A 22,287-nucleotide genomic window follows, 5' to 3' on the forward strand; every position below is an offset into this window, starting at 1 on the left:
GTACGCCGCCTCGGTGGCCCCGACGACCGCCGGTACGACCGCCGCCTCGGCCAGCGCCTCGGTGAGCTGCCGGACGGCCACCGGATCCAGGTCGTCCCCCACGGCCGGCCCCATCAACCCGGCCAGCCGTTCGGCGACCGCGTCGACGTCGCCGGAGAGCCGGCGCAGTGCCGCCTGCCGCTGCGCGACCGCGTGCTCCAGGGTCGAGCGCAGTCCCGCCATGGCCGTCGGGTCGAGCGCCGAGGTGGCCAGTACGGGCACCCCGGTCAACTGGTCGGCGTCCAGCAGCCGGCGTAGGTCGCCCAGTACGGTCGGCACCTCGGCGGGGGGCAGCCGGTCCGCCTGGTTGAGTACGACGACGGTGACGTCCCGGTGGCGGTGGAACTCGCGCAGGTAGCTGTGATGCACCACCCGGTCGGCGTACTTCTGCGGGTCGACCACCCAGATCACCAGGTCGACGAGGCCGAGCAGCCGGTCGACCTCCAGCCGGTGCGTCTCCTGGACCGAATCGAAGTCGGGCAGGTCGAGCAGGACGAGCCCGTGCAGACCCACCTCGTCGTTGCCGTCCAGTGCGCTCTCCCGGACGAACCGGTGCCGGGGCAGCACACCCACCCAGTCGAGCAGTTTCGTCGCGCCGGCCAGCGGCCCCCAGACACAGGCGTGTGCGGCACCCGTCGTCGGCCGGCGTACCCCGGTCGGCGACAGCGCGAATCCGGCCAGCGCGTTGAACAGGCTGGACTTGCCACTGCCGGTCGCGCCGGCCAGGGCGACCACGGTGTGGTCGCGGGACAGGGCGAGCCGGTCGCTGGCCCGTTCGACCACGGTGTGTGCGGCGGAGAGCGGTTCGTCGGGCAGGTGACCGTCGACGGCCCGTAGGAACCGGCTGACCGCGTCCACCCGGCGCAGCAGGCTGTCGGCGTCCAGTCGTTGCTGGCCCCGGAACGCGTCGCGTACCTTGCCCGCGATGCCGGCCAACGATCCGCCGCTCTCCGTCCGGCCGGTCACGGGCGCGTCCCCTCCGGTCGCGCACGGTCGACCGTCAGGCCGGCGCGTTCGGCCGTCCGGGCGCGTTCGACGGTCCGGGCGCGTTCGACGGTCCGGGCGGCCAGCCGTAGCCGGGTGGCCGGGCCGGTGCCGACCCCGACCGCCTCGATCCGGGCCCGGTAGCGATGGGCCTCCTCGGCCAGCAGTGCCTCGACCCGGGTGAGCAGATCCTGTCGGGACCGGTTGGCCAGGCTGCGGATCGCCTGGTCACCGAAGATCGCCTGGAGTACGGCCTGTGCGGCGACGGCCGTACCGGCACCGGTGGCCACCTCCAGTCCGGTCGGGATGAACGCGGTCGAGGCGAACACCGCGATGGTGACCGCGAGACCGACGGCGTTGACCGCGTACGCCGCGCCCCGGGCGGCGAACCGCTTGCCGGCCCCTTCCCGGCGAACCAGTTCCAGCACGCCACGCTGCCATTCGCGGACCAGCCGCTCGGCGCGTTCGGGCAGGTCGTCGGCGGGACGGCCGAGGGCCGGCTCCAACAGGGCCGCCCCGGCCGGGTGCACCTGCCAACCGTTGTACGTCGTTTCGGCGGCTCCGGCGGCGACGTCGCGCAGCAGGGTGACGAGCTGGGATTCGATCGCCTGCCGCAGTTGGGTGCCGGGCACCGGTCGGCCGGTCATCCGGGCCCTGAGCCGGTCTCGGAAGTGGCCGATCCGGGCTTCCAGGTTGCGGAACAGCGCCCCGGTGCCGACGAACTCCTGCCACCGGGTGAGCACCTCACCGCGGAGTAGCCGCCCGTCGGCCAGGCCCTGTTCCACCGTACGGCCAGCGGCCTGGTAGGCCGCGTGGACCCGTTCGTCGAGGGCCTCCGCCGCGGTGACCTGCTCGTCGGAGGCGCTGGCCAGCGTCTCGACGGCCGGCTGGAGGGCGGCCAGGGCACCGTCGAGGGTCTGGCGTACGACGGCGGCGCGGGCCTCGCTGTCGGCGGCGAGCTGACTGAACCAGTTGCGCAACTGCGCGGTGGTCACCTCCGGCAGCAGTCCCTGTCCGTCGGTCGTGGTCTCGGGCAGTACGAACAGCGGTGCGCTGGCCAGGTCGTTCGCGGCCAGCATCTCGCTCAGGTGGGTGGACACCTCGCCGACGGCCTCGGGCGGCACCCGGTCGAGGACCAGGGCGATGGCGGTGCCCCGGTGCCGCGCCGTACGCAGCAGTTCCCAGGGCACCGCGTCGGCGTACCGGGCGGCGGTGGTCACGAACAGCCAGAGATCGGCGGCGGCCAGCAGTTGGGTGGCCAGTGCCCGGTTCGCATCGACCACGGAGTCGATGTCCGGGGCGTCGAGGAAGGCCAGGCCGGGCGTGAGGGCGGGAGCGGCGACCAGTTGCAGGGTGCCGGGCTGGTCCCCGGGCGTGTTGGTACGCGTCAACCCGGGCAGCAACTCGCCGTGCCGGAACCAGGGGGTGTCGGCGGGGTTGCATACCAGTACCGGTGACCGGGTGGTGGGCCGGAGCACGCCGGCCGCGCTGACCGGGGCCTGGACCAGGCTGTTGACCAGGGTCGACTTGCCGGCCCCGGTGGAGCCGCCGACGACGACCAGCAGGGGTGCGTCGAGTCGGGTCAGCCGTGGCAGCAGGTAGTCGTCGAGTTGGGCGATGAGCGCGGCGGCGGACTTCCGCGCTTCGTCGGCAGAGGGGAGAACCAGCGGGTACGAGGTCGTGGCGAGGGTGGTCCGCAGATCGACCAGTGCCTGCCGCAGATGTTGCCTGGGGTCCTTGTCGGATTTGTCCGCTGTGTTGGCAGGCCTCCCGGATGTGTTGACCGGCTCGCCATGCATCGTCACGGGTAAAGCCTGCCCGACTCGAGCAACCCCGACAACAAGCACCCCTCCTGCGGTCGTGGGCGTGGCGCGGTGGATCCGGCAAAGTTGCGTCACATCGACTCAACCTCGACTTGACGTCTGGGATGATCGTGGCACTATTGAGTCCGGTCCACTCAAGTTAGCTCCGCGGGTTGCCTGGGGGCAGCGCCCGCCACCTGCTCTACCAAACGAAGCGAGGAAGCGAAGATGGCACGTGCGGTCGGCATCGACCTCGGCACGACGAACTCCTGCGTCAGCGTTCTGGAGGGCGGTGAGCCCACCGTCATCACCAACGCTGAGGGTGCGCGTACGACCCCTTCGATCGTGGCGTTCGCCCGCAACGGTGAGGTGCTCGTCGGTGAGGTCGCCAAGCGCCAGGCGGTGACCAACCCGGACCGGACCATCCGGTCGGTCAAGCGGGAGATGGGCTCCAACTGGTCGGTTGACATCGACGGCAAGAAGTACACCCCGCAGGAGATCTCGGCGCGGACGCTGATGAAGCTGAAGCGCGACGCCGAGGCGTACCTGGGCGAGCGGATCACCGACGCGGTGATCACCGTTCCGGCCTACTTCAACGACTCCCAGCGGCAGGCCACCAAGGAGGCTGGCGAGATCGCCGGCTTCAACGTCCTGCGGATCGTCAACGAGCCGACCGCAGCGGCGCTGGCCTACGGTCTGGACAAGGGCTCCAAGGAGCAGACCGTCCTGGTCTTCGACCTCGGCGGTGGCACCTTCGACGTCTCGCTGCTCGAACTGGCCGAGGGGGTCATCGAGGTCAAGTCGACCAGCGGTGACAACAACCTCGGTGGTGACGACTGGGACGAGCGGATCATCGACCACCTGGTCAAGACCTTCCGTGGCCAGCACGGTGTCGACCTGGCCCAGGACAAGATGGCGATGCAGCGGCTGCGTGAGGCTGCCGAGAAGGCCAAGATCGAGCTGTCCGCGGCGACCACCACCAGCATCAACCTGCCGTACATCACGGCTGGGCCGGCGGCCACCGACGGTGCCCCGTCCGCTCCGCTGCACCTCGACGTGACCCTGACCCGGGCCGAGTTCCAGCGGATGACCCAGGACCTCCTGGACCGCTGCAAGGGCCCGTTCGAGCAGGCCATCAAGGACGCCGGAATCAAGGTCGCCGACGTCGACCACGTCATCCTGGTCGGTGGCTCGACCCGGATGCCGGCCGTGTCCGAGCTGGTCAAGCAGCTCATCGGCCGCGAGCCCAACAAGGGTGTCAACCCGGACGAGGTCGTCGCCGTCGGTGCGGCGCTGCAGGCCGGTGTGCTCAAGGGCGAGGTCAAGGACGTCCTGCTGCTCGACGTGACCCCGCTGAGCCTGGGCATCGAGACCAAGGGCGGCATCTTCACCAAGCTGATCGAGCGCAACACCACCATTCCCACCAAGCGCTCCGAGGTGTTCACCACCGCCGACGACAACCAGCCGTCGGTGCTGATCCAGGTCTTCCAGGGTGAGCGGGACATCGCCGCCTACAACAAGAAGCTGGGCACCTTCGAGCTGACCGGCCTGCCGCCGGCGCCGCGCAGCGTGCCGCAGATCGAGGTCACCTTCGACATCGACGCCAACGGCATCGTGCACGTCAACGCCAAGGACCTCGGCACCGGCAAGGAGCAGTCGATGACGATCACCGGCGGCTCGGCGCTGCCGAAGGACGACATCGAGCGGATGATGCGGGACGCCCAGGACCACGCTGACGACGACAAGCGTCGGCGTGAGGAGGCGGAGACCCGCAACCTGGCCGAGCAGCTCCAGTGGCAGACCGAGAAGTTCCTCGCCGAGAGCGGCGACAAGCTGCCGGGCGAGTCCCGTGACCAGATCAACGAGGCCCTCGGCGAGCTGCGTGGCGCGTTGGCCGGCAGCGACCTGGAGAAGATCAAGGCCGCCCACGAGAAGCTGGCGCAGGTCTCGCAGCAGGCCGGTTCCCAGCTCTACGCCCAGCAGGGCGAGCAGGCCGCTCCGGGTGCGGACGCCGGTGCCTCCGCCGGTGCAGCCGGTGGGCCGGCTGGCGGTCGGGCTGCCGGTGGTCCGGACGACGTGGTGGACGCGGAGATCGTCGACGAGGACGGCAAGAAGTGATCTTCCGCGCCCGTAAAGCCGACACGTTGAACGGATCGAGGTAGCCGCAATGACGGAAAAGCCCCGAGCCGCTGACCCGGTGACCACCGGGTCGGCGTCGGGTGGCTCGACACCAGTCAATCCCGCCGAGGGTGAGGCCGGTCAGCGCATCATCGTCCGCGACCGGCGGAAGATCGACCCGACCGGCGGCAAGGATGCTCCGGCCAGCAGCACCAGCGACCCGGCCGGTGGCAAGAGCGAACCGACCACCAGCGGCAGCGAGCCGGCTGGCGGCGAGGATAAGTCCACGACCCCGGCGGGCGGTGCGGACCGTGCCGCCGCCGAGGCCAAGGGCGAACCCGCAGCTCAGGAGGAGGCGTCGAACACCGCCGAAGCCGCCGAAGCCGCCGAGGACGACGTGGTGGACGTCACCGAGCCGGCCAGAGCGCAGACCGACGAGGACGTCGCCGCGGAGCTTCCGGCCAGCCCCGTCCTCGACGAGTTGGTCGAGGAGGCCGAGGTCGAGGTCGAGGTCGGCGAGGGCAGGGCACGGGTGCCCAAGCTCGACCAGCCCGAGGGTGTCGACGGACCGGTGGTGGACGCGCCGGCCAAGGCGGCCGAGGGACCGGGACCGTTCAGCGCGGAGCTGGAGGCCGTACGGTCCGAACTCGACGAACGGACCCGGGACCTACAGCGGGTGTCGGCGGAGTACGCCAACTACCGCAAGCGGGTCGATCGGGATCGCGGTCTCGTCGCGGAACAGGCCACCGGAACGGTATTGACCGCGCTGCTGCCCGTGCTCGACGATCTGGACCGGGCACGTGAACACGGTGATCTGGTGGGACCGTTCGGCTCGGTGGCCGAGCAGCTCACCGGGGCGTTGACCAAGTTCGGGCTGACCGCGTTCGGGGAGAAGGGCGACCCGTTCGACCCGACCCGGCACGAGGCGGTCGCGCACCTGACCTCGGCCGACGTCACCGAGCCCACGTGCGTCGATGTGATGCGTCGGGGCTACCTGCTCGGTGACCGGCTCCTGCGGGCCGCACTGGTTGCCGTGGCCGATCCTGAATAGGTTCACACTGTCGTGATCGGGGCGACCCGTATGTACCGCTCAGGTGGCATACGGGACGCCCCGATCATGCGACGAGGGAGGGGGTGGACGATCGATGAGTTCCAAGGACTGGCTGGAGAAGGACTTCTACGCCGTACTGGGTGTGGGCAAGTCGGCCTCCTCTGACGAGATCAAGAAGGCGTACCGGAAGCTGGCCCGGGAGTCACACCCGGACCGCAACCCGGGCGACACCCAGGCGGAAGAACGGTTCAAGGCCGCTTCCGAGGCGTACGACGTCCTCTCCGACGAGCGCAAACGCCGAGAGTACGACGAAATGCGGTCGCTCTTCGGCTCCGGCGCGTTCCGGCGTAACGCCCGTGCCGGTGGCCAGCCGGGCGGTTTCCCGTTCGACGTGTCCGACATCTTCGGTGGTGCGGCCGGCCAGCAGGGCGGCCAGGGTGCGCGGTTCGGTGGTGGCGGCGGCTTCTCCGACCTGTTCGGCTCGATCTTCACGGGGGGCGCCGCAGGCGGGGGCGGTCGGTCCCGGGGCCCGTCCCGGGGGCGGGACGTCGAGGCCGAGGTGGTGCTGGACTTCCGGGACGCCGTACACGGGGTGACGCTGCCGTTGACCCTGCGGGCACCGGGGGTCTGCGAAACCTGTCATGGCAACGGCGCGAAGCCGGGTACCCAGCCACGGGCCTGTCCACAGTGCCACGGTGCCGGGGTGGTCACCCGCGACCAGGGGTCGTTCAGCTTCTCCGAGCCGTGCCGCGAGTGCCAGGGGGTCGGCACGATCGTGGACGAGAAGTGCCCGGAGTGCCGAGGCACCGGCGGGGTGACCAAGACCCGGACGCTCAACGTACGCTTCCCGGCCGGTGTGGCCGACGGGCAGCGGATCCGGCTGGCCGGTCGGGGCGAGCCGGGCGACCGGGGTGGCCCGGCCGGGGACCTGTTCGTGCTGGTCAAGGTGCGTTCCGATGAGCTGTTCGGGCGTACCGGCGACGACCTGACGTTGACCGTGCCGATCACGTTCGCGGAAGCCGCGCTCGGCACCGACCTCCGGGTGCCGACGCTGGACGGTGCGGTGACCCTGCGGGTGCCGGCGGGGACACCGAGCGGCCGTACCCTGCGGGCCCGGGGCAAGGGAGTTGCCCGGCGCGACGGTCAGGCCGGTGACCTGCTGGTCACCGTTGAGATCGTCGTACCGACCGAACTGTCCGTCGAGGCGCGCGAGGCGCTGGAGACGTTCGCCGCTCAGACGCCGCCCGCAGGGCGGGAACAAATCGACGCCCGAGTGCGTCGTCCCAGTTGACCGCTGTGCGCACCCGGAGGTGATCCACGATGGCGCAGGAGTTCCCGGCATCGGGCGACCCGGCGTACGACGCAAAGGTACTGATGATTTCGGTTGCGGCCCGGATGGCGGGGATGCATCCGCAGACCCTGCGTCAGTACGACCGGATGGGCCTGGTCCAGGCGGGCCGAGCCGCCGGTGGTGGTCGCCGGTACAGCGTGCGTGACGTGGTTCTGCTGCGTGAGGTGCAGCGGCTCAGCCAGGACGACGGCGTCAACCTGGCCGGCATCAAGCGGATCATCGGCCTGGAGCAGTTACTCGGTCAGCTGCAGCAGCGGATTGCGCAGTTGGAGGCGGAGTTGGCCGCCGCCGCTCGGCGGGCCGCCGAGCTGGAGGCGATCTCGGCGTTTCCGCGCCGGGACCTCGTTCCGACCAGTCGGGTCTCCACCGCGTTGGTGGTCTGGCAGCCCAAGCGGTCATCCGAACGAGGCTGACGGCGGTTGTCCCGCGCGTAGTAACAAATTGGGCTAACCTCTCTAATGGTCCGGACCTACTCAATTCGGACGGAACCTGGTCTGTGATGAACGCCGTGAACGGCGGCGTCGCGGTCCAGCGGGCCGGGATCCACGGGGGCTCCCGGCCCGCCAAAACTCTCCCGCTCTCCGATCGGCGCCAATGCGGTCGGTGTCACGAGATTCTCAGCGCGGGCTGACCCCCGACTGCACCGTCAACGTCCCGGCCTGTGCATCGATGGTCGCGTGCGACCCGAGCGGTACGGTGAGTTGCCCGTCGCCGTGACCGAGGCGCAACCCGCCCAGGACCGGTACGCCGAGGTCGTAGAGGCGGTCCTTGAGCACTGCCACCGCGTCCCACTCGTCGGGCTCGCCGACGCTGTTGGTGATCTGGCCGATGACCACGCCCGCGACCCTCGACAGGACGCCCAACCGGCGAAGCTCCGTGAGCATCATGTCGATGCTCGATGGTGACTCGTTCAGATCCTCGAAGAACAACAGCGCCCCGTCGAAGCTCGGGCTGTCCTTGGCACCCAACGAACTGGCGATCAGGGTCAGGCAGCCACCGAGCAACGGGCCGCTGGCCCGACCGGGCACCAGGACCGGCGCGGTCGTCTCGGTCGGATCCCGGATGATGGTGATCGGGTCGGTGGTCATCACCGCCCGACGTAGTGCCTCAGCCGAGTCTGGGCCGGTACGACTGTCGGTCCAGTTGACCATCGGTCCGTAGAAGGTGACCAGGCCCGTGCCCCGCCACAGCCTGCCGTGGATGCTGGTGATGTCACTGAATCCCACCACCACCCGGGGCGAACGGCGGACCCCGGCCAGGTCCATCCGGTCGACGATCCGTTGGGTGCCGTAGCCACCCCGTGCGGCGAAGACGCCACGGATTCCGGGGTCGTTGAGGGCGGCGTTGAGGTCGGCGATCCGCTGGGCGTCGGTGCCGGCCAGGTAGCCGTACTTGGTGAAGACGTGTGGTGCCAGTTCCACCTCGAGACCCCAACTGCGCAGGATCTCGATACCGCGCGCCATGTTGGCGGGGTCGGGTGTGCTGCCGGGTGACACGACCCGTACCCGGTCGCCGGGACGCAGGGCCGGTGGGCGTAGCGCGCGCGTGGCGGGGTGCGGGGCTGTGTGGACCGGCGCGGCGTGGGCCGGCGTTCCGGTGACCGTTCCGGCCAGGATCGCGCCGCCGGCGACCGTGGCACCGGCACGCAACATGTTCCGCCGGGACAGCTCGGTCTTCCCTTGCTCCGGTACAGGATCGGTTTCTTGGTGCGACTTCGGCATGAGGGCGTCCTTTCGATGTAGCTGGTCCCCGTTGAAACCCCGCACGGGCCTCGGAGAACGAGCGATCGGAGCCCCATGCGTGGGTGTGGTGCCCGAATGCGAAATAGCCAGCATCGATCCTTGTGCATGGCATTTCGGGTGTCAATGTGGACGGACGGGGACCGGGACAGGGCCGGGGCCGCCTCTGCCGCCGGTTCGGGCGGCTGCCGTGGGGGTGGTGTCCGGGTCAGGGAAGACGGCGGGCCTGGCGGACCAGGCCGCCTTCGCACCACTGGTGATAGTCGAACAGTTCCGGGCGGGCCATCAGCACCCGGGTGTTGTGCGCCCAGGTGGTCATCAGTTCGTCGCCGTGCCGCTCCGCCTGCTTGAGTAGCTTGACCAGGCGACGCTTCGGGTGGGCGCGGAACTTCCGTCGGATGCCGTCCGAGGCGTAGATGTAGAGACAGTGCAGGGCAAACCGACGGGCCGGACAGGACGGGTCCATGGCCAGGTCGAACATCGTGGTGATCAACTGGTCGCCGGAGACGAGCAGGTCCCAGTCCTGGGGCATCGACTCCAGCGGCACCGAATCGGGCTGGTAGGCCCAGGCGCGTAGTTCGACCGGGGACGGATCGACCGGGTTGGCAAAGCCACGGAACAGTGATTCCTGCAGGCTCACCCGGGCTGACCTTCCGTTCGTGACCAGCGGTGCTGGTGTCCCCACGTACACCACCAACTGCGGCGAAACGGTAGCGCGTTGTCGCCGAGCAGCGGAAGGGTCACGGAGCGCCATTGGCGCGCCGTTCGCCTGATGCGTGGGTCCGATGGAAGGTCAGCCCGGACAGCCCGTTCAGTCGGCTGCGGGGATGGGAGCCTGACGTTGGGTCTCAGCCCGCCGCCGTAGCCAGGCCTTGAACCAGGCGTAGTCGGGGATCCTGGCCAGCAACGGGCCGGAGACCACGGTGATTAGTACGTAGGCGGTGGCCAGCGGGGCCAACTGTGGCGCGATGCCGGTCGCACCGACGGCCAGCCCGGCGATGACGATGGAGAACTCGCCACGTGGCATCAACCCGAGTCCGGCGCGCCATCGACCCGGCTCGGCGATGCCGACCCGCTTGGCGGCGAGGTAACCGGTGAGGACCTTGGTCGCCATGGTGACGATCGCCAGGGCCAGCGCCGGCAGCAGCACCGGTGGCATGTCCGCCGGGTTGGTGGCCAGTCCGAAGAACACGAAGAACACGGCAGCGAACAGGTCCCGCAACGGGGAGAGCAGTTCGGTCGCGTTGTGTGCCACCTGTCCGGAGAGTGCGATGCCCACAAGGAAGGCACCCACCGCCGCGGACACCTTCAGGCCGGCGGCGATGCCCGCCACCAGCACGGTCAGTCCGAGCACCCCGAGCAGCAGCGCCTCCGGGTCCTTCGGGGAGAACATCGCGGAGATGGCGTTGCCGTAGCGGATGGCCACGACGAGCACCAGTACCACCGTGAACACGGCGATGCCGAGGGCGATGCTGCCCCCGATCAGGCCGGTGCCGGCCAGCACCGCGGTGACCAGCGGCAGGTAGAGGGCCATGGCGAGGTCCTCGATGACCAGCACCGACAGGATGACCGGGGTTTCCCGGTTACCCAGTCGGCCGAGGTCGGCCAGCACCTTGGCGATGACGCCGGAGGAGGAGACCCAGGTGACACCGGCCAGCACGATCGCGGACACCCAGCCCCAGCCCATCAGGAAGGCGAAGGCCGCGCCGGGCAGCGCGTTGAGTAGCCCGTCGATCAGCCCGGCCGGTGCGGCCGAGCGTAGGTTGCCCACCAGTTCGCTGGCCGAGTATTCGAGGCCGAGCATGACCAGTAGCAGGATCACGCCGATCTCCGCTCCGACGGCGAAGAACTCTTCGCTGGCGGAGAGCGGCAGTAGGCCGCCGTGTCCGAAGGCCAGGCCGGCGAGCAGGTAGAGAGGGATCGGAGAGAGGCCGATCCGCCGGCTGAGCCGGCCGAGGAGTCCTAGACCCAGAAGCAGTGCGCCGACTTCGATCAGCAGAACGGTGAAATCGTGCATCCGATCAGCTGTCCGGATCGTTGTCGGCGAGGATCGCGGTCACTCCGTCGAGGCCCTGGCGGGTGCCGACCACGACCACCACGTCGCCGGCCTCGAAACGGAAGGTCGGGTCGGGGGAGGCGATGACCTCCCGCTCGCGCAGCACGGCGACGATCGAGGCGCCGGTACGGGTACGGGCCTTCGTGTCGCCCAGTTTGCGACCGACGTACGACGAACCCGCCGGGATCGAGATCTGTTCGGTCAGCAGTCCGGCCGCCTGCTGGCGTAGTCCGGAGAGTTGGCCGAGCATCAGCGAAGCACCGAGGATGTCGGCGAGTGCCTCCGCCTCGTCGTCGGTCAGCGGGATGTCGGCGACTGATGCGTCCGGATCGTCTTGATCGTAGAGAACCAGGTCGCGACGGCCGTTTCGATGGGTGACCACGCCGACCCGGAGTCCGGACACGGTCAACAGGTCGTGACGTACACCGATGCCGGGCAGGGCCGTCTGTTCCACACGTACTCGCACGGCGGAAAACCTACCGCGCCGGTGCCAACAGCATGGCTCCGGCCAGCAGCGCTGTTACCCGATGGTGTTCTCCCGTCGGCGTACCGGCCGGGTGGTCGGGGTGCCAGCAAGATCATTTTGGGGTACGTGGGTGGGGGTGGATATCGATAGCCTGACTGTCTTCGCCGGGGCGTCGAGAGTCATGGGGGTGGCTGATGCGGGGCTGGACAGCGCGGGTGGCGGTGGCCGGGGTGCTGACCACGGTCGTTTCCGGCTGTACGGCCGGGCCGATCCGGCGACCAGCGCCGACCGCGCCCGCCGGTGGTGGGGTGGTCGAGTCGGCTGGTTCGGGGCATCCGGACGAGGTACGCCAGTTCCAGGTGTCCGTACCGGCCGGTCATGTCCAGCGGCAGATCGAGTTCACCGACGCCGAGCACGGCTACGCGCTGTTCAGTGACTGTGCGCCGGAGGGCGACCGGACGACCGGGCCGGGCTGCGGCGTCGTCCTGTTGGCCACCGCCGACGGTGGGCGCTCCTGGCAGGAGCTGCGCCATCCCCGGCCAACGGCGCAGAACCACCAGTTGTACGCGGAAGGCAGCGATCTGGTGCTGCTGGCCGAGCCGCACGGTTGGTACGCCTCCTCCGATCGTGGTCGGACGTTCAAACCGGTCCCCGGTGCGCCAAGGGTGCCGGTGGCGTACCGGAAGCTGTACGGGCGGTTCCAGGTCTGCTGTGACGACTCTGCGCCGAAGGTCGGTGAGTGGGTCGGTGACGTGTTCCGTCCCGTACCGGTGCAGCCGGCGCTGCCCAGTCTGCACATGGTGAAGGAGGTGTCCGGTATTCCTGGGCCTGCCGTTGGTCGATCGCTCGTCGCGATCGGGTTGCGTGACGGTCAGCCGTACGTGGCATCGTCGCCCGACGAGGGGCGGACCTGGCGGTCGATGGCGGTGCCCGCGCCGGACGAACCGCTGTCCAGACTGGGATTGGAGGTCGCGCCGGACGGTGGTGCCTGGTTGTTCGGTCACGCCGACGACCCGATGCGGTTTCCACAGCTCTGGAACCTCGACGGGCGCGGCATCTGGCAGCGGGTGTGGGCCCCTGGCCCGGACCGGATCACCGGGCTGGTGCCGATCAGCGGCACGATGCTGGCGGTGATCGGGCCGGGTGGCAGCGGCGTGATCAGCGAGGGGCGTTACCAGGACCGGGGCTGGCCCCGTGACGGTGGATATCTGCAGATGTTGCCGGACGGCGTGTTGTTCAGCGCCTACCACCCAGACAACAGCGTCTGGCTCGGTCCGGGGCAGGGCGACGAGCGTCGGTGGATCAAGATCGTGCTCGATCCCGTGTGATGGGGGTCACATCTCAGAGTTGAGTGGAATAGGCTCAACTCTGGTTGTGTCGTCATCAGTGGACACGCCGATCAGGGGAGCCCATGAACGCCGAACGCCTCACCACCAAAAGCCGCGAAGTCATCACCGGTGCCGTCGCCACCGCCAACCAGCGTGGACACGCAACCGTCGAACCGTGGCACCTACTGCTCTCGCTGCTCGACACCGGCGGGTCGACCGCCGCAGGGCTGCTGAGGGCCGTTGGCGCGAACCCGGCCGACATCCGCCGGGCCGCCATCCGGACCGTGGAGAACCTGCCGGCCGCCCGGGGATCCAGCGTCGCCGAGCCGAGCCTGTCCCGCGAGTTTGCCAACGCCATCGGGGCCGCCGAGCAGATCGCCCGTCCGCTGGGCGACGAATACACCTCCACCGAACACCTGCTGGCCGGTCTGGCCCGGGTCGGTGGTGCGGTGGCGCAGTTGCTCAAGAACGCGGGCGCGACCGAGGAGAACCTGGTCGCCGCCTTCCCGACCGTGCGCGGCGGCAACCGCCGGGTCACCACCGCCGACCCGGAGCAGACCTACCAGGCCCTGGAGAAGTACGGCGTTGACCTGACCGCCAGCGCCCGGGCCGGCAAGATCGACCCGGTCATCGGCCGGGATGCCGAGATCCGTCGGGTCATCCAGGTGCTGTCCCGCCGTACCAAGAACAACCCGGTCCTGATCGGTGAGCCGGGCGTGGGCAAGACCGCCATCGTCGAAGGCCTGGCCCAGCGCATCGTCGCCGGTGACGTGCCCGAGTCGCTGCGCGACAAGAAGCTGGTCTCGCTCGACCTCGGCGCGATGGTGGCCGGCGCACAGTACCGGGGCCAGTTCGAGGAACGACTCAAGTCCGTACTGGAGGAGATCAAGAACTCGGACGGCCAGGTCATCACCTTCCTCGACGAACTGCACACCGTCGTCGGTGCCGGCAAGGGCGAGGGCTCGATGGACGCCGGCAACATGCTCAAGCCGATGCTGGCCCGGGGCGAACTGCGGATGGTCGGCGCGACCACCCTCGACGAGTACCGCGAGCACATCGAGAAGGACCCGGCGCTGGAGCGCCGGTTCCAGCCGGTGCTGGTCGGGGAGCCGACCATCGAGGACACCATCGGCATCCTGCGCGGGCTCAAGGAACGCTACGAGGTCCACCACGGCGTACGCATCACCGACGCCGCCCTGGTCGCCGCCGCGTCGCTCTCCGACCGCTACATCACCGACCGATTCCTGCCGGACAAGGCGATCGACCTGGTCGACGAGTCCGCCTCCCGGCTACGGATGGAGATCGACTCGCGTCCGGTCGAGGTGGACGAGATCGAGCGGGCGGTACGCCGGCTGGAGATCGAGGAGATGGCGCTGGCCAAGGAACCGGACCCGGCCTCGGCGGAGCGGCTGACCCGGTTGCGCAAGGAACTGGCCGACAAGCGGGAACAACTCACCGCGCTCAGCGACCGGTGGAAGCTGGAGAAGGACCACATCACCCGCATCTCCACCGCCAAGGAGGAGCTGGAGCGGCTCGGTGGCGAGGCCGAGCGGGCGGAGCGCGACGGCGAACTGGAACGCGCCGCCGAGCTGCGCTACGGCCGGATCCCCGAGTTGCGGGCCGACCTCCAGCGGGCCGAGGCGGAACTAGCCGGCATCCAGGCCGACGGCGCGATGCTCAAGGAGGAGGTCGGGGCGGACGACATCGCCGCCGTGGTCGCCTCATGGACCGGCATCCCGGCCGGTCGGCTGATGGAGGGCGAGACTGCCAAGCTGCTGCGGATGGAGTCGTCCCTGGGAGCCCGGGTGATCGGGCAGGCCGAGGCCGTCGCCGCCGTCTCCGACGCGGTCCGGCGGGCGCGGGCCGGGGTCGCCGACCCGGACCGGCCCACCGGCAGCTTCCTCTTCCTCGGCCCCACCGGGGTCGGGAAGACCGAGCTGGGCAAGGCGCTGGCCGAGTTCCTCTTCGACGACGAGCGGGCCATGGTCCGCATCGACATGAGCGAGTACGCCGAGAAGCACTCGGTGGCCCGGCTCGTCGGTGCCCCGCCCGGCTACGTCGGGTACGAGGAGGGCGGCCAGTTGACCGAGGCGGTACGCCGCCGGCCGTACTCGGTGATCCTGCTGGACGAGGTGGAGAAGGCCCACCCGGACGTCTTCGACGTGCTGCTGCAGGTCCTCGACGACGGTCGGCTCACCGACGGGCAGGGTCGTACGGTCGACTTCCGCAACGCGATCCTGATCCTGACCTCGAACCTCGGCTCGGCAGTGATCGCCGACCCCACCCTCTCCGACGAGCAGCGTCGGGACGCGGTGCTGGCGGTGGTGCGTTCCCACTTCAAGCCGGAGTTCCTCAACCGACTCGACGACATCGTGGTCTTCGCGGCGCTGACCGGTGAGGAGCTGCGTTCCATCGTGGACATCCAGATCGGTCGGATGCGTCGGCGGTTGGCCGACCGGCGGCTCACCCTGGACGTCTCCGACGATGCCCGCACCTGGCTGGCCGAGCACGGGTACGACCCGATCTACGGTGCTCGGCCGCTGCGCCGGCTGGTGCAGTCGGCGATCGGCGACCGGCTGGCCAAGGCGCTGCTCTCCGGTGAGGTGCGTGACGGAGACACGGTCCGGGTGGAGTTGGCCGACGGCAAGGACAGCCTGACGGTCGGCGCGGCCTGATCGACGGAGCACCGGCGTACCTCGGTCCTGGTTCAGGGTCGAGGTACGCCGGTGTCGCCATATCGCGGGTGTCGTCATATCACCGTTGGCGAATCAATCGGGCGATACCGAAGGTCCAACCAGGACGGTAGCGTCGGGCACCGTGAGCCACTCCAATCCAGCGGCCCGGCCACCCCGGCCCTCCAATGTCACCCTCGCCGGCCACCTGCAACTCGCGGCCATGGTGTTGCTGCTGGTCAACGTCGGTACACAGATCGCCGGAGCGATCCATTACGACGGCGTGATCGATCGGGCTGGTCGGCTGAGCAGGGTCGACCCGGAGTTGGTGTCGTTGGAGCACGGCGGCAACGTATTTACCACCGTCGTGGGTACGGTGCTGGCCACCCTGCTGGCGGTGGTGTTTGCGGCCTGCCTCGTGCCACTGCGCCGGGGCAGCAACGTGGCACGGATACTCATCCTCGTCGCTGCCGGTCTCATCCTGCTGGCCTGCCTCGGCCCGGTCGGGGCCGGCGCGCTGTTCCTGCCGATCGCCTTCATGGCCTCCCCTTTCCTGGCGGAGGAGCCCTGGTCGGACGTATCGACGCCCGGCGAGACCGAGGCACTGTCCAGGGAGGACGCGTTCTACGAGGCGTTGCTGGACCCGGCCACCGACCTGTTCCACCTCGGGGTCGGTGCCAGCGCGTTCATCGTTTTCGGTCTGATGGTGGCGGTCGCGGTGCTGGTGCTGCTGCCGTCGGCCAACCGCTTCTTCGTACCCCGGCCGGAGGTGCCGGCGTTGCCATGGCCGATGCCGATGCCGATGCCGATGGCTGGCCAGGTCTACTACGGTCACCCGGGTACCCACTTCCCGCCGGCACATCCGCATCCACAGGGATATCCGTATGTGTTCGTGTACCCGGCCGGGTACTGGCCAGCCGGCGTACCGGGCATGCCAGCCGGCCCGCAGCCGGACTCGGTCGGCCCGACGGACCCGTCGGACTCGCCCTGGCAACCCGACCCGTCGGACCCGCCCAGCCAGCCGGAACCGGCCGCCCCTGCGAGCGGACCGGACTCGTCGGGATCCTCATCCTCGGGGGAGGCCTCACCACCGCCGTCCGCCAGCTGACCTGGTCGACCCTTGCCGGGATGCGGCCGTGCACACGTTTGTTACCGTCACCGGCCGATCGGGTTGGAGAGGACGGGGCGAATGAACGGCACGCTGGCGTACGTCGTGGTCACGCTGAGTTGTCTTGTCGCGGTTGCCGGGGTGGTGGTGGCCGTCCTCGCCGTACGGGCGGCCCGGAAGAAGGCGGAGCAGGCCGCCAAGGCGACGAAGACGCCGGCCGACCCGTTCCGGTCCGCCGACGATGACGCCGACGCGCTGCGGGGGGATCCACGACGGCTACAGCCCGGCGACATCGTGGAGATCCGGCACACGTCGTACGGCGTGCGCGGCACACTACGCTTCACCGAGGGGGACTGGAGCTGGACCGAGCACCTGCTCGACGACGCCGGTGGCACGAAGCGCTGGCTCTCCGTCGAGGAGGATCCCGACCTGGAGCTGGTGCTCTGGACCGAGGAGCCGGCAGCGACGGTGACCCCCGGCAAGCCCACCATCAACTTCGACGGGCGGCGCTTCACCCGCAAGGAGTCGGGCCGGGCCCGGTACACCGCCATCGGCACCACCGGGCTCAACCCGACCGGCACCGTGGCCTACCACGACTACACGGCCGGCGAGGCGCGGCTGTCGTTCGAGTCGTACGGCGACAGCGGCAAGTGGGAGGTGGGCCGGGGCGAGCGGCTGCATCGGGCCGAGGTGCAGATCTACCCACAGGCCGGCCAACCTGGCAAGGTCATCAGCTGATGCTCGTCACCCTCGACGCCCCGTACGCCGACACCTCGGCCGCCGACCTCAGCTTCGCGCTCGAATCGGCCGAGCGGCCGGCCCTGTACGTGCTCGACCTCGTCCTGCCTACGACGACGTCGGCCGACCCCGCAGGAAGCCAGCCCTCCGACCCCGCAGGGAGCCAGCCCTCCGGCGACGACGGGGTACGGCTGCGGCTGCGGCTGCTCGGGGCCTCACACCAGGTGACGGTGAGCGCCTCCGGTCTCGACTTCGTCGAGACTGTCGCCTGTCTGCCCGGTCGGCAACCCGACCTGCCCGCCACGGTGGAGGACGCCGCCACCGGCTACCGGTTCACCGCGCGGGTGCTGCGCCTGAACAGCGCGGAACTGGCCGCCCGGTCCGCCGCACTGCGACAGGAACTCGCCGACGACCCGTACGCGTTGGTCGGGGTCTTCCCCGGCGGGCCGGACGCGATCACCGCGTTGCAGGCCGGAGTCCATGCTGGGGCCGGGATCGGCTGGCGGACCTGGCATGCCTATCCACAAACCGGAGAACTCGTCGAAACCGAAACGACGGTGAGGATGCGATGACGTACCGCAGATGGTTCATCATAGGTGGGGTGTTTGCGCTGGTCGGAGCGCTGGTGGCGAGCTTCGCCATCTTCTACGGCAGCTTCTCACCGCGCGGCTATGTCAAGGATCGGTACACCCGGGCGGCGTCCCAGGACATCGGCCAGCAGGCCATGGCGTACACCTCCCGGAAGTCGCCCAGCGCGGTGGCCGCCGAGGTCACCAAGGCCTGGAAGCCCGCCGACCAGTACGTCGACGGCAGCGGCGTGTACCTGCGCTACGACGACGACTCGGTGGTGATCCTCCCGACCGCCGCCGGCTCGCTGATCCTGTTGGAACGGATGACGACCGCCTACCCGCGCTACCGCAGCACCGTCGGTAACTCCTGGGGTTGGGGTCGGGGCACCACGGTCCGGGGCGGTGGCCCCGGCTCAGGCAAGTAGTCCGGGCGGCAGCCCGTCACCCCCTCAACACCCCTCACCCTTGGAGTCGAAGTTGATGACCCTCGCCACCGACCTGCTGGTCACCCTCGCGTACGGCGTGGTCGGCGTCCTGCTCATGGGGATCGGCTACGTCCTGGTCGACGTCGCCACCCCGGGCCGGCTACGGGAACTGATCTGGGTCGACCGGAACCGTAACGCCGCACTGTTGCTGGCCTCCAACCTGCTCGGCGTCGGCATCATCGTGGTCGCCGCCATCGTCAGCAGTGCGGACGACTTCGTCGCCGGGATCATCGGCAGCGCCGCGTACGGCATCCTCGGTCTGGTCATCATGTCCGCCGCGTTCCTGCTGCTCGACCTGGCCACCCCGGGCCGGCTGGGTGAGATCCTGGTCGACCCGGAGCCGCACCCGGCGGTCTGGGTCTCCGCAGTGATCCACCTCGCCACCGGTGCCGTCGTCGCCGCGGCGATAAGTTGATGGCGGTCAAGAAGGGCGCTGCGGCGACGAAGGCCGCAGGCAAGAACGAGGGCTGGAAGGCCTTCGGCTGGATCATGGGCGTTACGGCGGCCATCATCGCCGGCATCCTCGTCTTCTCGGACACGGACAACGACACCATGGTGCCCGCGCCGACCGCCACCGAGCGCACCGACACGGTCGCGATCCTCACCCGGGCCAGCCAGGCACAGAACATCTGCTACGGCTGGCAACTGGAGGGCGGCTACCGCAGCGACGCGGTCAGCGTCGGCTCCAACCTCGGTGACAACGTGCCGGTCGACGAGGACCCGACCCGCTGCCCGCGCTGGATCCTGGTCACCGCCGACGTCAACTACACGTCGGAGAGCAGCGAGAGCAACGACTGGGTCTACGTCAACGTGAGAAGCTCCAGCGACCTTTCGACGATCGGCTTCACGGCCGGGTTGGAGCAGCTCGGGGTCGACGACGACGCCTTCCTCGACGAGCCGGGCTGGGCCATCACCCGGGCCGCCGTCTTCCTACCGCTGCTGGCGGCCGAGCATGGGCTGGCTGAGCCCGTACCGGTCGTCACGGCGGATCCCGACCCCACCGCGTCGGTTCCGCCGCTACCCGCCGCAGGCAACGACTTCCTGCGCGACCGCTGGGCCTACCTGCTCGGCGTGGCAGGCCTACTGCTCGTCACGGTGCTGTTCGTGACGATCGGACTGGTGCAGCGCCGGCGTCGGTCGGCCGAACTCGTCGCCGCCGAACGTCGTGCCGCGTTGATCGCCGAGCGGCGGGCCAGCCGTGCTGGCGGATCAACGTTCTCCCAGAGCAAACGGAAGAAATGACCACCACCACCTCACCCCCTGCCCCACCGACCGTCCCCCGCTGGCGGCTGGCCCGCGCCTCCGTACTGGTCGCGGTCTTCGTCTGTGCCGCCTGCGGGCTGGTCTACGAACTCGCCCTGGTCGCGCTCGGCAGCTACCTGATCGGCGACACGGTGGGGCAGGCCTCCATCGTGCTCGGCGTGATGGTCTTCGCGATGGGTGTCGGCGCGCTGGCCGCCAAACCCTTCCAGTCGAAGGCCGCTGCCGCGTTCGCGGCCGTGGAACTCACCCTCGCGTTGCTCGGCGGACTCTCCGTGCTCGGGCTCTACGCCGCCTTCGCCTGGCTCGACCTCTACGCCCCCGCGCTGGTCGCCACCGCGTTCGTACTCGGCCTGCTGATCGGTGCGGAGATTCCGCTGCTGATGGTGCTCCTCCAGCGCATCCGTGAGCAGTCCGCCGGCAGCGCGGTCGCGGACCTGTTCGCCGCCGACTACGTCGGTGCCCTCCTCGGTGGGCTGGCCTTCCCGTTCCTGCTGATGCCCGTCTTCGGGCAACTACGCGGCGCGCTGGTCGTCGGCGCGGTGAACGCGATCGCCGGACTCGCCCTGGTCTTCACCGTCTTCCGGAAGGACCTGAGCCGCCGGGCACGTACCGTGCTCACCGCCGGCTCCGTCGTGGTCATGGTCTGCCTCGGGTACGCCTACGCGGTGGCGCACGACTTCGAGGTGACCGCACGTCAGCAGCTCTACCGTGATCCGGTGGTGCACGCCGAGCGCAGCCGCTACCAGGAGATCGTGCTGACCCGGTCGGTTCCGATGGTCTCGCAGGGCGTCACCGACCTGCGCCTCTACCTGAACGGGGACCTCCAGTTCAGCTCCGTCGACGAGTACCGCTACCACGAGGCGATCGTGCACCCGGTGCTGCGTGGCACCCGGGGATCGGTGCTGGTGCTCGGCGGTGGTGACGGGCTGGCCGTACGGGAGGTGCTGCGCTACCCCGACGTGAACTCGGTGACCGTGGTCGAGCTGGACCCGGCGGTGGTGCAGTTGGCCCGGACCGAGCCGCAGCTGCGCACCCTCAACCGTGGGGCGTTCGACGACCCCCGGGTACGCCTGGTGCACACCGACGCCTTCGGCTGGCTGCGGGAGGTACGTGAGCGGTTCGACGCCGTCATCGTGGACCTGCCGGACCCGGACGAGACCGCCACCGCGAAGCTCTACTCGATCGAGTTCTACACGCTGGTCCGGGCGGTGCTGGCCGACGGGGCGCGGATGGTGGTGCAGTCCGGCTCGCCCTACTTCGCGCCCCGGTCGTACTGGTGCATCGAGCAGTCGATCCGTGCCGCCGGTTTCGCCACCACCCCGTACCACGTGGACGTGCCGTCCTTCGGCGACTGGGGCTTCCATCTCGCGAGCGCGGGTCCGGCCGCACCGGCGCTCGGCCTACCCGCCGACGTGCCGCAGTTGCGCTATCTCGACGCCGGCACGCTCGAAGCCGCCACCCACTTCCCGCCGGACCGGTCGCGGGTCGACGTGCCAGCCTCGACGCTGCTGCACCCCCGGGTGCTGGAGTTCGCCCGCGCCGAGTGGCGTAGCTACTGACCTGCGTGTCATTACCACAACGACGTGGTGGTTCGGGTCGTCACGCTAGCGACGTGCAGATACGGTGAGTTCTCGTCACAAGGGCAACATCAGAGGCAAGGGTCCGGCGGTCCGGTTGGCGGGCAGCCCTACGGAAGGAGCACCGTGTCGGTTCCGATGAGTCCGGTTGCGCCGGCGGGCGGGCAGCGCCCGGGCGTCGTCAGCATTTCCAGCTATCTACTTTTCCTGGTCGCCGGGTTGCAGGTGCTCGGGCTCATCATGGCGCTGATGGTGATGAGCACCTTCAACGAGGTCTACGAGGAGCTGTACGCCGGTACCGAGATCGCCGATGCGGCCACCACGATCGCCACGATCACCCTGATCGGTACGTCGATCGTCAGCCTGCTCATCGCGGCGGGTCTGGTGCTGCTGGCCATCTTCAACCTCAAGGGCAAGAACCCGTCCCGGATCGTGACCTGGGTCGTGGGCGGCATCTTCGTCTGCTGCTCCGGCTTCGGACTGCTGGGGTCGGCCGTCGGCGGCATGATGCCCACGGAGACGGGTGGCACCACGACCGGGCCGGATCCGGCCGAGGTCCAGGAGGTCCTGTCCGACCGGCTGCCCGGCTTCTACGAGCCGCTCAGCCTCGCCATCAACGTGATTACGGTGATCGCGCTGCTGGTGTCGCTGATCCTGCTGGCCCTGCCCGCCGCCAACGAGTACTTCCGTAAGCCCCAGGCTGCCGGCTGGGAGCCGCCGGTACCGGGTGCCGCCTACCCGGGATACCCACAGGCGCAGCAGCCGTACCAGACCGAACAGCCGCCGTACCCGGGCCAGCAGCCGCCGTACCCCGGCGGGCAGCAGCCGCCGTACCCGGGTGGGCAGCAGCCGCCGTACCCGCCGGCACCGCCGGCGAGCTGATCGCAAAAGGTAGATCGTCGCGGATCCCCCCGAGTAGGTTCCAGTATCCAGGGACACTC

At 69.6% G+C, this 22,287-nt stretch carries 20 protein-coding genes; 14 read left to right on the top strand and 6 right to left on the bottom strand.

Going from position 1 to position 22,287, the window contains the following annotated elements; genetic code table 11:
* Both ACFQ4H_RS13225 and ACFQ4H_RS13230 read right to left on the bottom strand, forming a co-directional pair.
* Window positions 1–975 (bottom strand): GTPase (locus ACFQ4H_RS13225; protein ID WP_377570750.1); only part of this gene is annotated, 975 nt, incomplete at its 3' end.
* Between the two features lie 26 nt (window positions 976–1,001).
* Window positions 1,002–2,828, bottom strand: a complete 1,827-nt coding sequence (locus tag ACFQ4H_RS13230; RefSeq protein WP_377570557.1) for an ABC transporter — start codon at window positions 2,826–2,828, stop codon at window positions 1,002–1,004.
* 225 nt (window positions 2,829–3,053) lie between these two features.
* Between ACFQ4H_RS13230 and dnaK the strand changes: the two genes are divergently transcribed.
* From dnaK to ACFQ4H_RS13250, 4 genes are all read left to right on the top strand, one after another.
* A complete protein-coding gene (dnaK, locus tag ACFQ4H_RS13235; protein WP_377570559.1) occupies window positions 3,054–4,943 on the top strand; it encodes a molecular chaperone DnaK in 1,890 nt (629 codons plus the stop codon).
* A 49-nt stretch (window positions 4,944–4,992) separates the two neighbouring features.
* Entirely contained in the window at window positions 4,993–5,994 is a 1,002-nt protein-coding gene (locus ACFQ4H_RS13240) for a nucleotide exchange factor GrpE (RefSeq protein WP_377570561.1), read from the top strand.
* Between the two features lie 94 nt (window positions 5,995–6,088).
* On the top strand, window positions 6,089–7,285 hold the full coding sequence (gene dnaJ / locus ACFQ4H_RS13245; RefSeq protein ID WP_377570562.1) for a molecular chaperone DnaJ: 1,197 nt from the start codon (window positions 6,089–6,091) through the stop codon (window positions 7,283–7,285).
* A 29-nt stretch (window positions 7,286–7,314) separates the two neighbouring features.
* The gene (locus ACFQ4H_RS13250; RefSeq protein ID WP_377570564.1) at window positions 7,315–7,758 is read left to right on the top strand and encodes a heat shock protein transcriptional repressor HspR; all 444 of its coding nucleotides are present in this window, start codon (window positions 7,315–7,317) and stop codon (window positions 7,756–7,758) included.
* 204 nt (window positions 7,759–7,962) lie between these two features.
* Here the strand turns inward: ACFQ4H_RS13250 and ACFQ4H_RS13255 are convergent, their stop codons facing one another.
* The 4 genes from ACFQ4H_RS13255 to ACFQ4H_RS13270 all read right to left on the bottom strand — a co-directional run bounded on the left by ACFQ4H_RS13255 (window position 7,963) and on the right by ACFQ4H_RS13270 (window position 11,606).
* Window positions 7,963–9,066 (bottom strand): LD-carboxypeptidase, encoded by a 1,104-nt coding sequence (locus ACFQ4H_RS13255; RefSeq protein ID WP_377570565.1) that lies wholly within the window; start codon window positions 9,064–9,066, stop codon window positions 7,963–7,965.
* Window positions 9,067–9,292: 226 nt separating this feature from the next.
* Window positions 9,293–9,724: a hypothetical protein gene (locus ACFQ4H_RS13260; RefSeq protein ID WP_377570568.1), complete on the bottom strand. Its 432-nt coding sequence runs from the start codon at window positions 9,722–9,724 to the stop codon at window positions 9,293–9,295.
* 171 nt (window positions 9,725–9,895) lie between these two features.
* On the bottom strand, window positions 9,896–11,101 hold the full coding sequence (locus ACFQ4H_RS13265) for a cation:proton antiporter (protein ID WP_377570570.1): 1,206 nt from the start codon (window positions 11,099–11,101) through the stop codon (window positions 9,896–9,898).
* Window positions 11,102–11,105: 4 nt separating this feature from the next.
* A complete protein-coding gene (locus ACFQ4H_RS13270; protein WP_377570572.1) occupies window positions 11,106–11,606 on the bottom strand; it encodes a cation:proton antiporter regulatory subunit in 501 nt (166 codons plus the stop codon).
* Window positions 11,607–11,800: 194 nt separating this feature from the next.
* Here ACFQ4H_RS13270 and ACFQ4H_RS13275 point away from each other — a divergent pair, with 194 nt between their 5' ends.
* The 10 genes from ACFQ4H_RS13275 (at window position 11,801) to ACFQ4H_RS13320 (ending at window position 22,228) form a co-directional block, all read left to right on the top strand.
* Entirely contained in the window at window positions 11,801–12,934 is a 1,134-nt protein-coding gene (locus tag ACFQ4H_RS13275; RefSeq protein ID WP_377570573.1) for a beta propeller repeat protein, read from the top strand.
* Window positions 12,935–13,017: 83 nt separating this feature from the next.
* Complete coding sequence (gene clpB / locus ACFQ4H_RS13280; RefSeq protein WP_377570574.1) at window positions 13,018–15,609, top strand: ATP-dependent chaperone ClpB; 2,592 nt, start codon at window positions 13,018–13,020, stop codon at window positions 15,607–15,609.
* Window positions 15,610–15,751: 142 nt separating this feature from the next.
* A complete protein-coding gene (locus tag ACFQ4H_RS13285) occupies window positions 15,752–16,714 on the top strand; it encodes a hypothetical protein (RefSeq protein ID WP_377570576.1) in 963 nt (320 codons plus the stop codon).
* Window positions 16,715–16,795: 81 nt separating this feature from the next.
* Window positions 16,796–17,452 carry a DUF4178 domain-containing protein gene (locus ACFQ4H_RS13290; RefSeq protein ID WP_377570579.1) on the top strand — a complete coding sequence of 219 codons (657 nt, stop codon included), beginning with the start codon at window positions 16,796–16,798 and terminating at the stop codon, window positions 17,450–17,452.
* Complete coding sequence (locus ACFQ4H_RS13295) at window positions 17,452–18,024, top strand: DUF2617 family protein (protein ID WP_377570581.1); 573 nt, start codon at window positions 17,452–17,454, stop codon at window positions 18,022–18,024. Before ACFQ4H_RS13290 ends, ACFQ4H_RS13295 begins: the two co-directional genes overlap by 1 nt.
* Window positions 18,021–18,446: a DUF4247 domain-containing protein gene (locus tag ACFQ4H_RS13300; protein ID WP_377570584.1), complete on the top strand. Its 426-nt coding sequence runs from the start codon at window positions 18,021–18,023 to the stop codon at window positions 18,444–18,446. Before ACFQ4H_RS13295 ends, ACFQ4H_RS13300 begins: the two co-directional genes overlap by 4 nt.
* Window positions 18,447–18,498: 52 nt before the next feature.
* Window positions 18,499–18,921 (top strand): DUF350 domain-containing protein, encoded by a 423-nt coding sequence (locus tag ACFQ4H_RS13305; protein ID WP_377570751.1) that lies wholly within the window; start codon window positions 18,499–18,501, stop codon window positions 18,919–18,921.
* Window positions 18,921–19,748 (top strand): hypothetical protein, encoded by an 828-nt coding sequence (locus ACFQ4H_RS13310; RefSeq protein WP_377570586.1) that lies wholly within the window; start codon window positions 18,921–18,923, stop codon window positions 19,746–19,748. Before ACFQ4H_RS13305 ends, ACFQ4H_RS13310 begins: the two co-directional genes overlap by 1 nt.
* Complete coding sequence (locus tag ACFQ4H_RS13315; RefSeq protein WP_377570588.1) at window positions 19,745–21,328, top strand: polyamine aminopropyltransferase; 1,584 nt, start codon at window positions 19,745–19,747, stop codon at window positions 21,326–21,328. The genes ACFQ4H_RS13310 and ACFQ4H_RS13315 overlap by 4 nt, the downstream gene beginning before the upstream one ends.
* 144 nt (window positions 21,329–21,472) lie before the next feature.
* The gene (locus ACFQ4H_RS13320; RefSeq protein WP_377570590.1) at window positions 21,473–22,228 is read left to right on the top strand and encodes a hypothetical protein; all 756 of its coding nucleotides are present in this window, start codon (window positions 21,473–21,475) and stop codon (window positions 22,226–22,228) included.
* The last annotated feature ends 59 nt before the right edge of the window (window positions 22,229–22,287 follow it).

The sequence above is a fragment of the Micromonospora sonneratiae genome (assembly GCF_042679305.1).
Classification (GTDB): Bacteria; Actinomycetota; Actinomycetes; order Mycobacteriales; family Micromonosporaceae; genus Micromonospora_H; species Micromonospora_H sonneratiae.

Excerpts from the sequence above, each read along its gene's own strand:
- ACFQ4H_RS13295 (WP_377570581.1), top strand. The coding sequence starts at position 17,452 with ATGCTCGTCACCCTCGACGCCCCGTACGCCGACACCTCGGCCGCCGAC.
- ACFQ4H_RS13265 (WP_377570570.1), bottom strand. The coding sequence starts at position 11,101 with ATGCACGATTTCACCGTTCTGCTGATCGAAGTCGGCGCACTGCTTCTG.
- ACFQ4H_RS13290 (WP_377570579.1), top strand. The coding sequence starts at position 16,796 with ATGAACGGCACGCTGGCGTACGTCGTGGTCACGCTGAGTTGTCTTGTC.
- ACFQ4H_RS13315 (WP_377570588.1), top strand. The coding sequence starts at position 19,745 with ATGACCACCACCACCTCACCCCCTGCCCCACCGACCGTCCCCCGCTGG.
- clpB (WP_377570574.1), top strand. The coding sequence starts at position 13,018 with ATGAACGCCGAACGCCTCACCACCAAAAGCCGCGAAGTCATCACCGGT.
- ACFQ4H_RS13250 (WP_377570564.1), top strand. The coding sequence starts at position 7,315 with ATGGCGCAGGAGTTCCCGGCATCGGGCGACCCGGCGTACGACGCAAAG.
- ACFQ4H_RS13275 (WP_377570573.1), top strand. The coding sequence starts at position 11,801 with ATGCGGGGCTGGACAGCGCGGGTGGCGGTGGCCGGGGTGCTGACCACG.
- ACFQ4H_RS13300 (WP_377570584.1), top strand. The coding sequence starts at position 18,021 with ATGACGTACCGCAGATGGTTCATCATAGGTGGGGTGTTTGCGCTGGTC.
- dnaJ (WP_377570562.1), top strand. The coding sequence starts at position 6,089 with ATGAGTTCCAAGGACTGGCTGGAGAAGGACTTCTACGCCGTACTGGGT.
- ACFQ4H_RS13310 (WP_377570586.1), top strand. The coding sequence starts at position 18,921 with ATGGCGGTCAAGAAGGGCGCTGCGGCGACGAAGGCCGCAGGCAAGAAC.
- dnaK (WP_377570559.1), top strand. The coding sequence starts at position 3,054 with ATGGCACGTGCGGTCGGCATCGACCTCGGCACGACGAACTCCTGCGTC.
- ACFQ4H_RS13255 (WP_377570565.1), bottom strand. The coding sequence starts at position 9,066 with ATGCCGAAGTCGCACCAAGAAACCGATCCTGTACCGGAGCAAGGGAAG.
- ACFQ4H_RS13240 (WP_377570561.1), top strand. The coding sequence starts at position 4,993 with ATGACGGAAAAGCCCCGAGCCGCTGACCCGGTGACCACCGGGTCGGCG.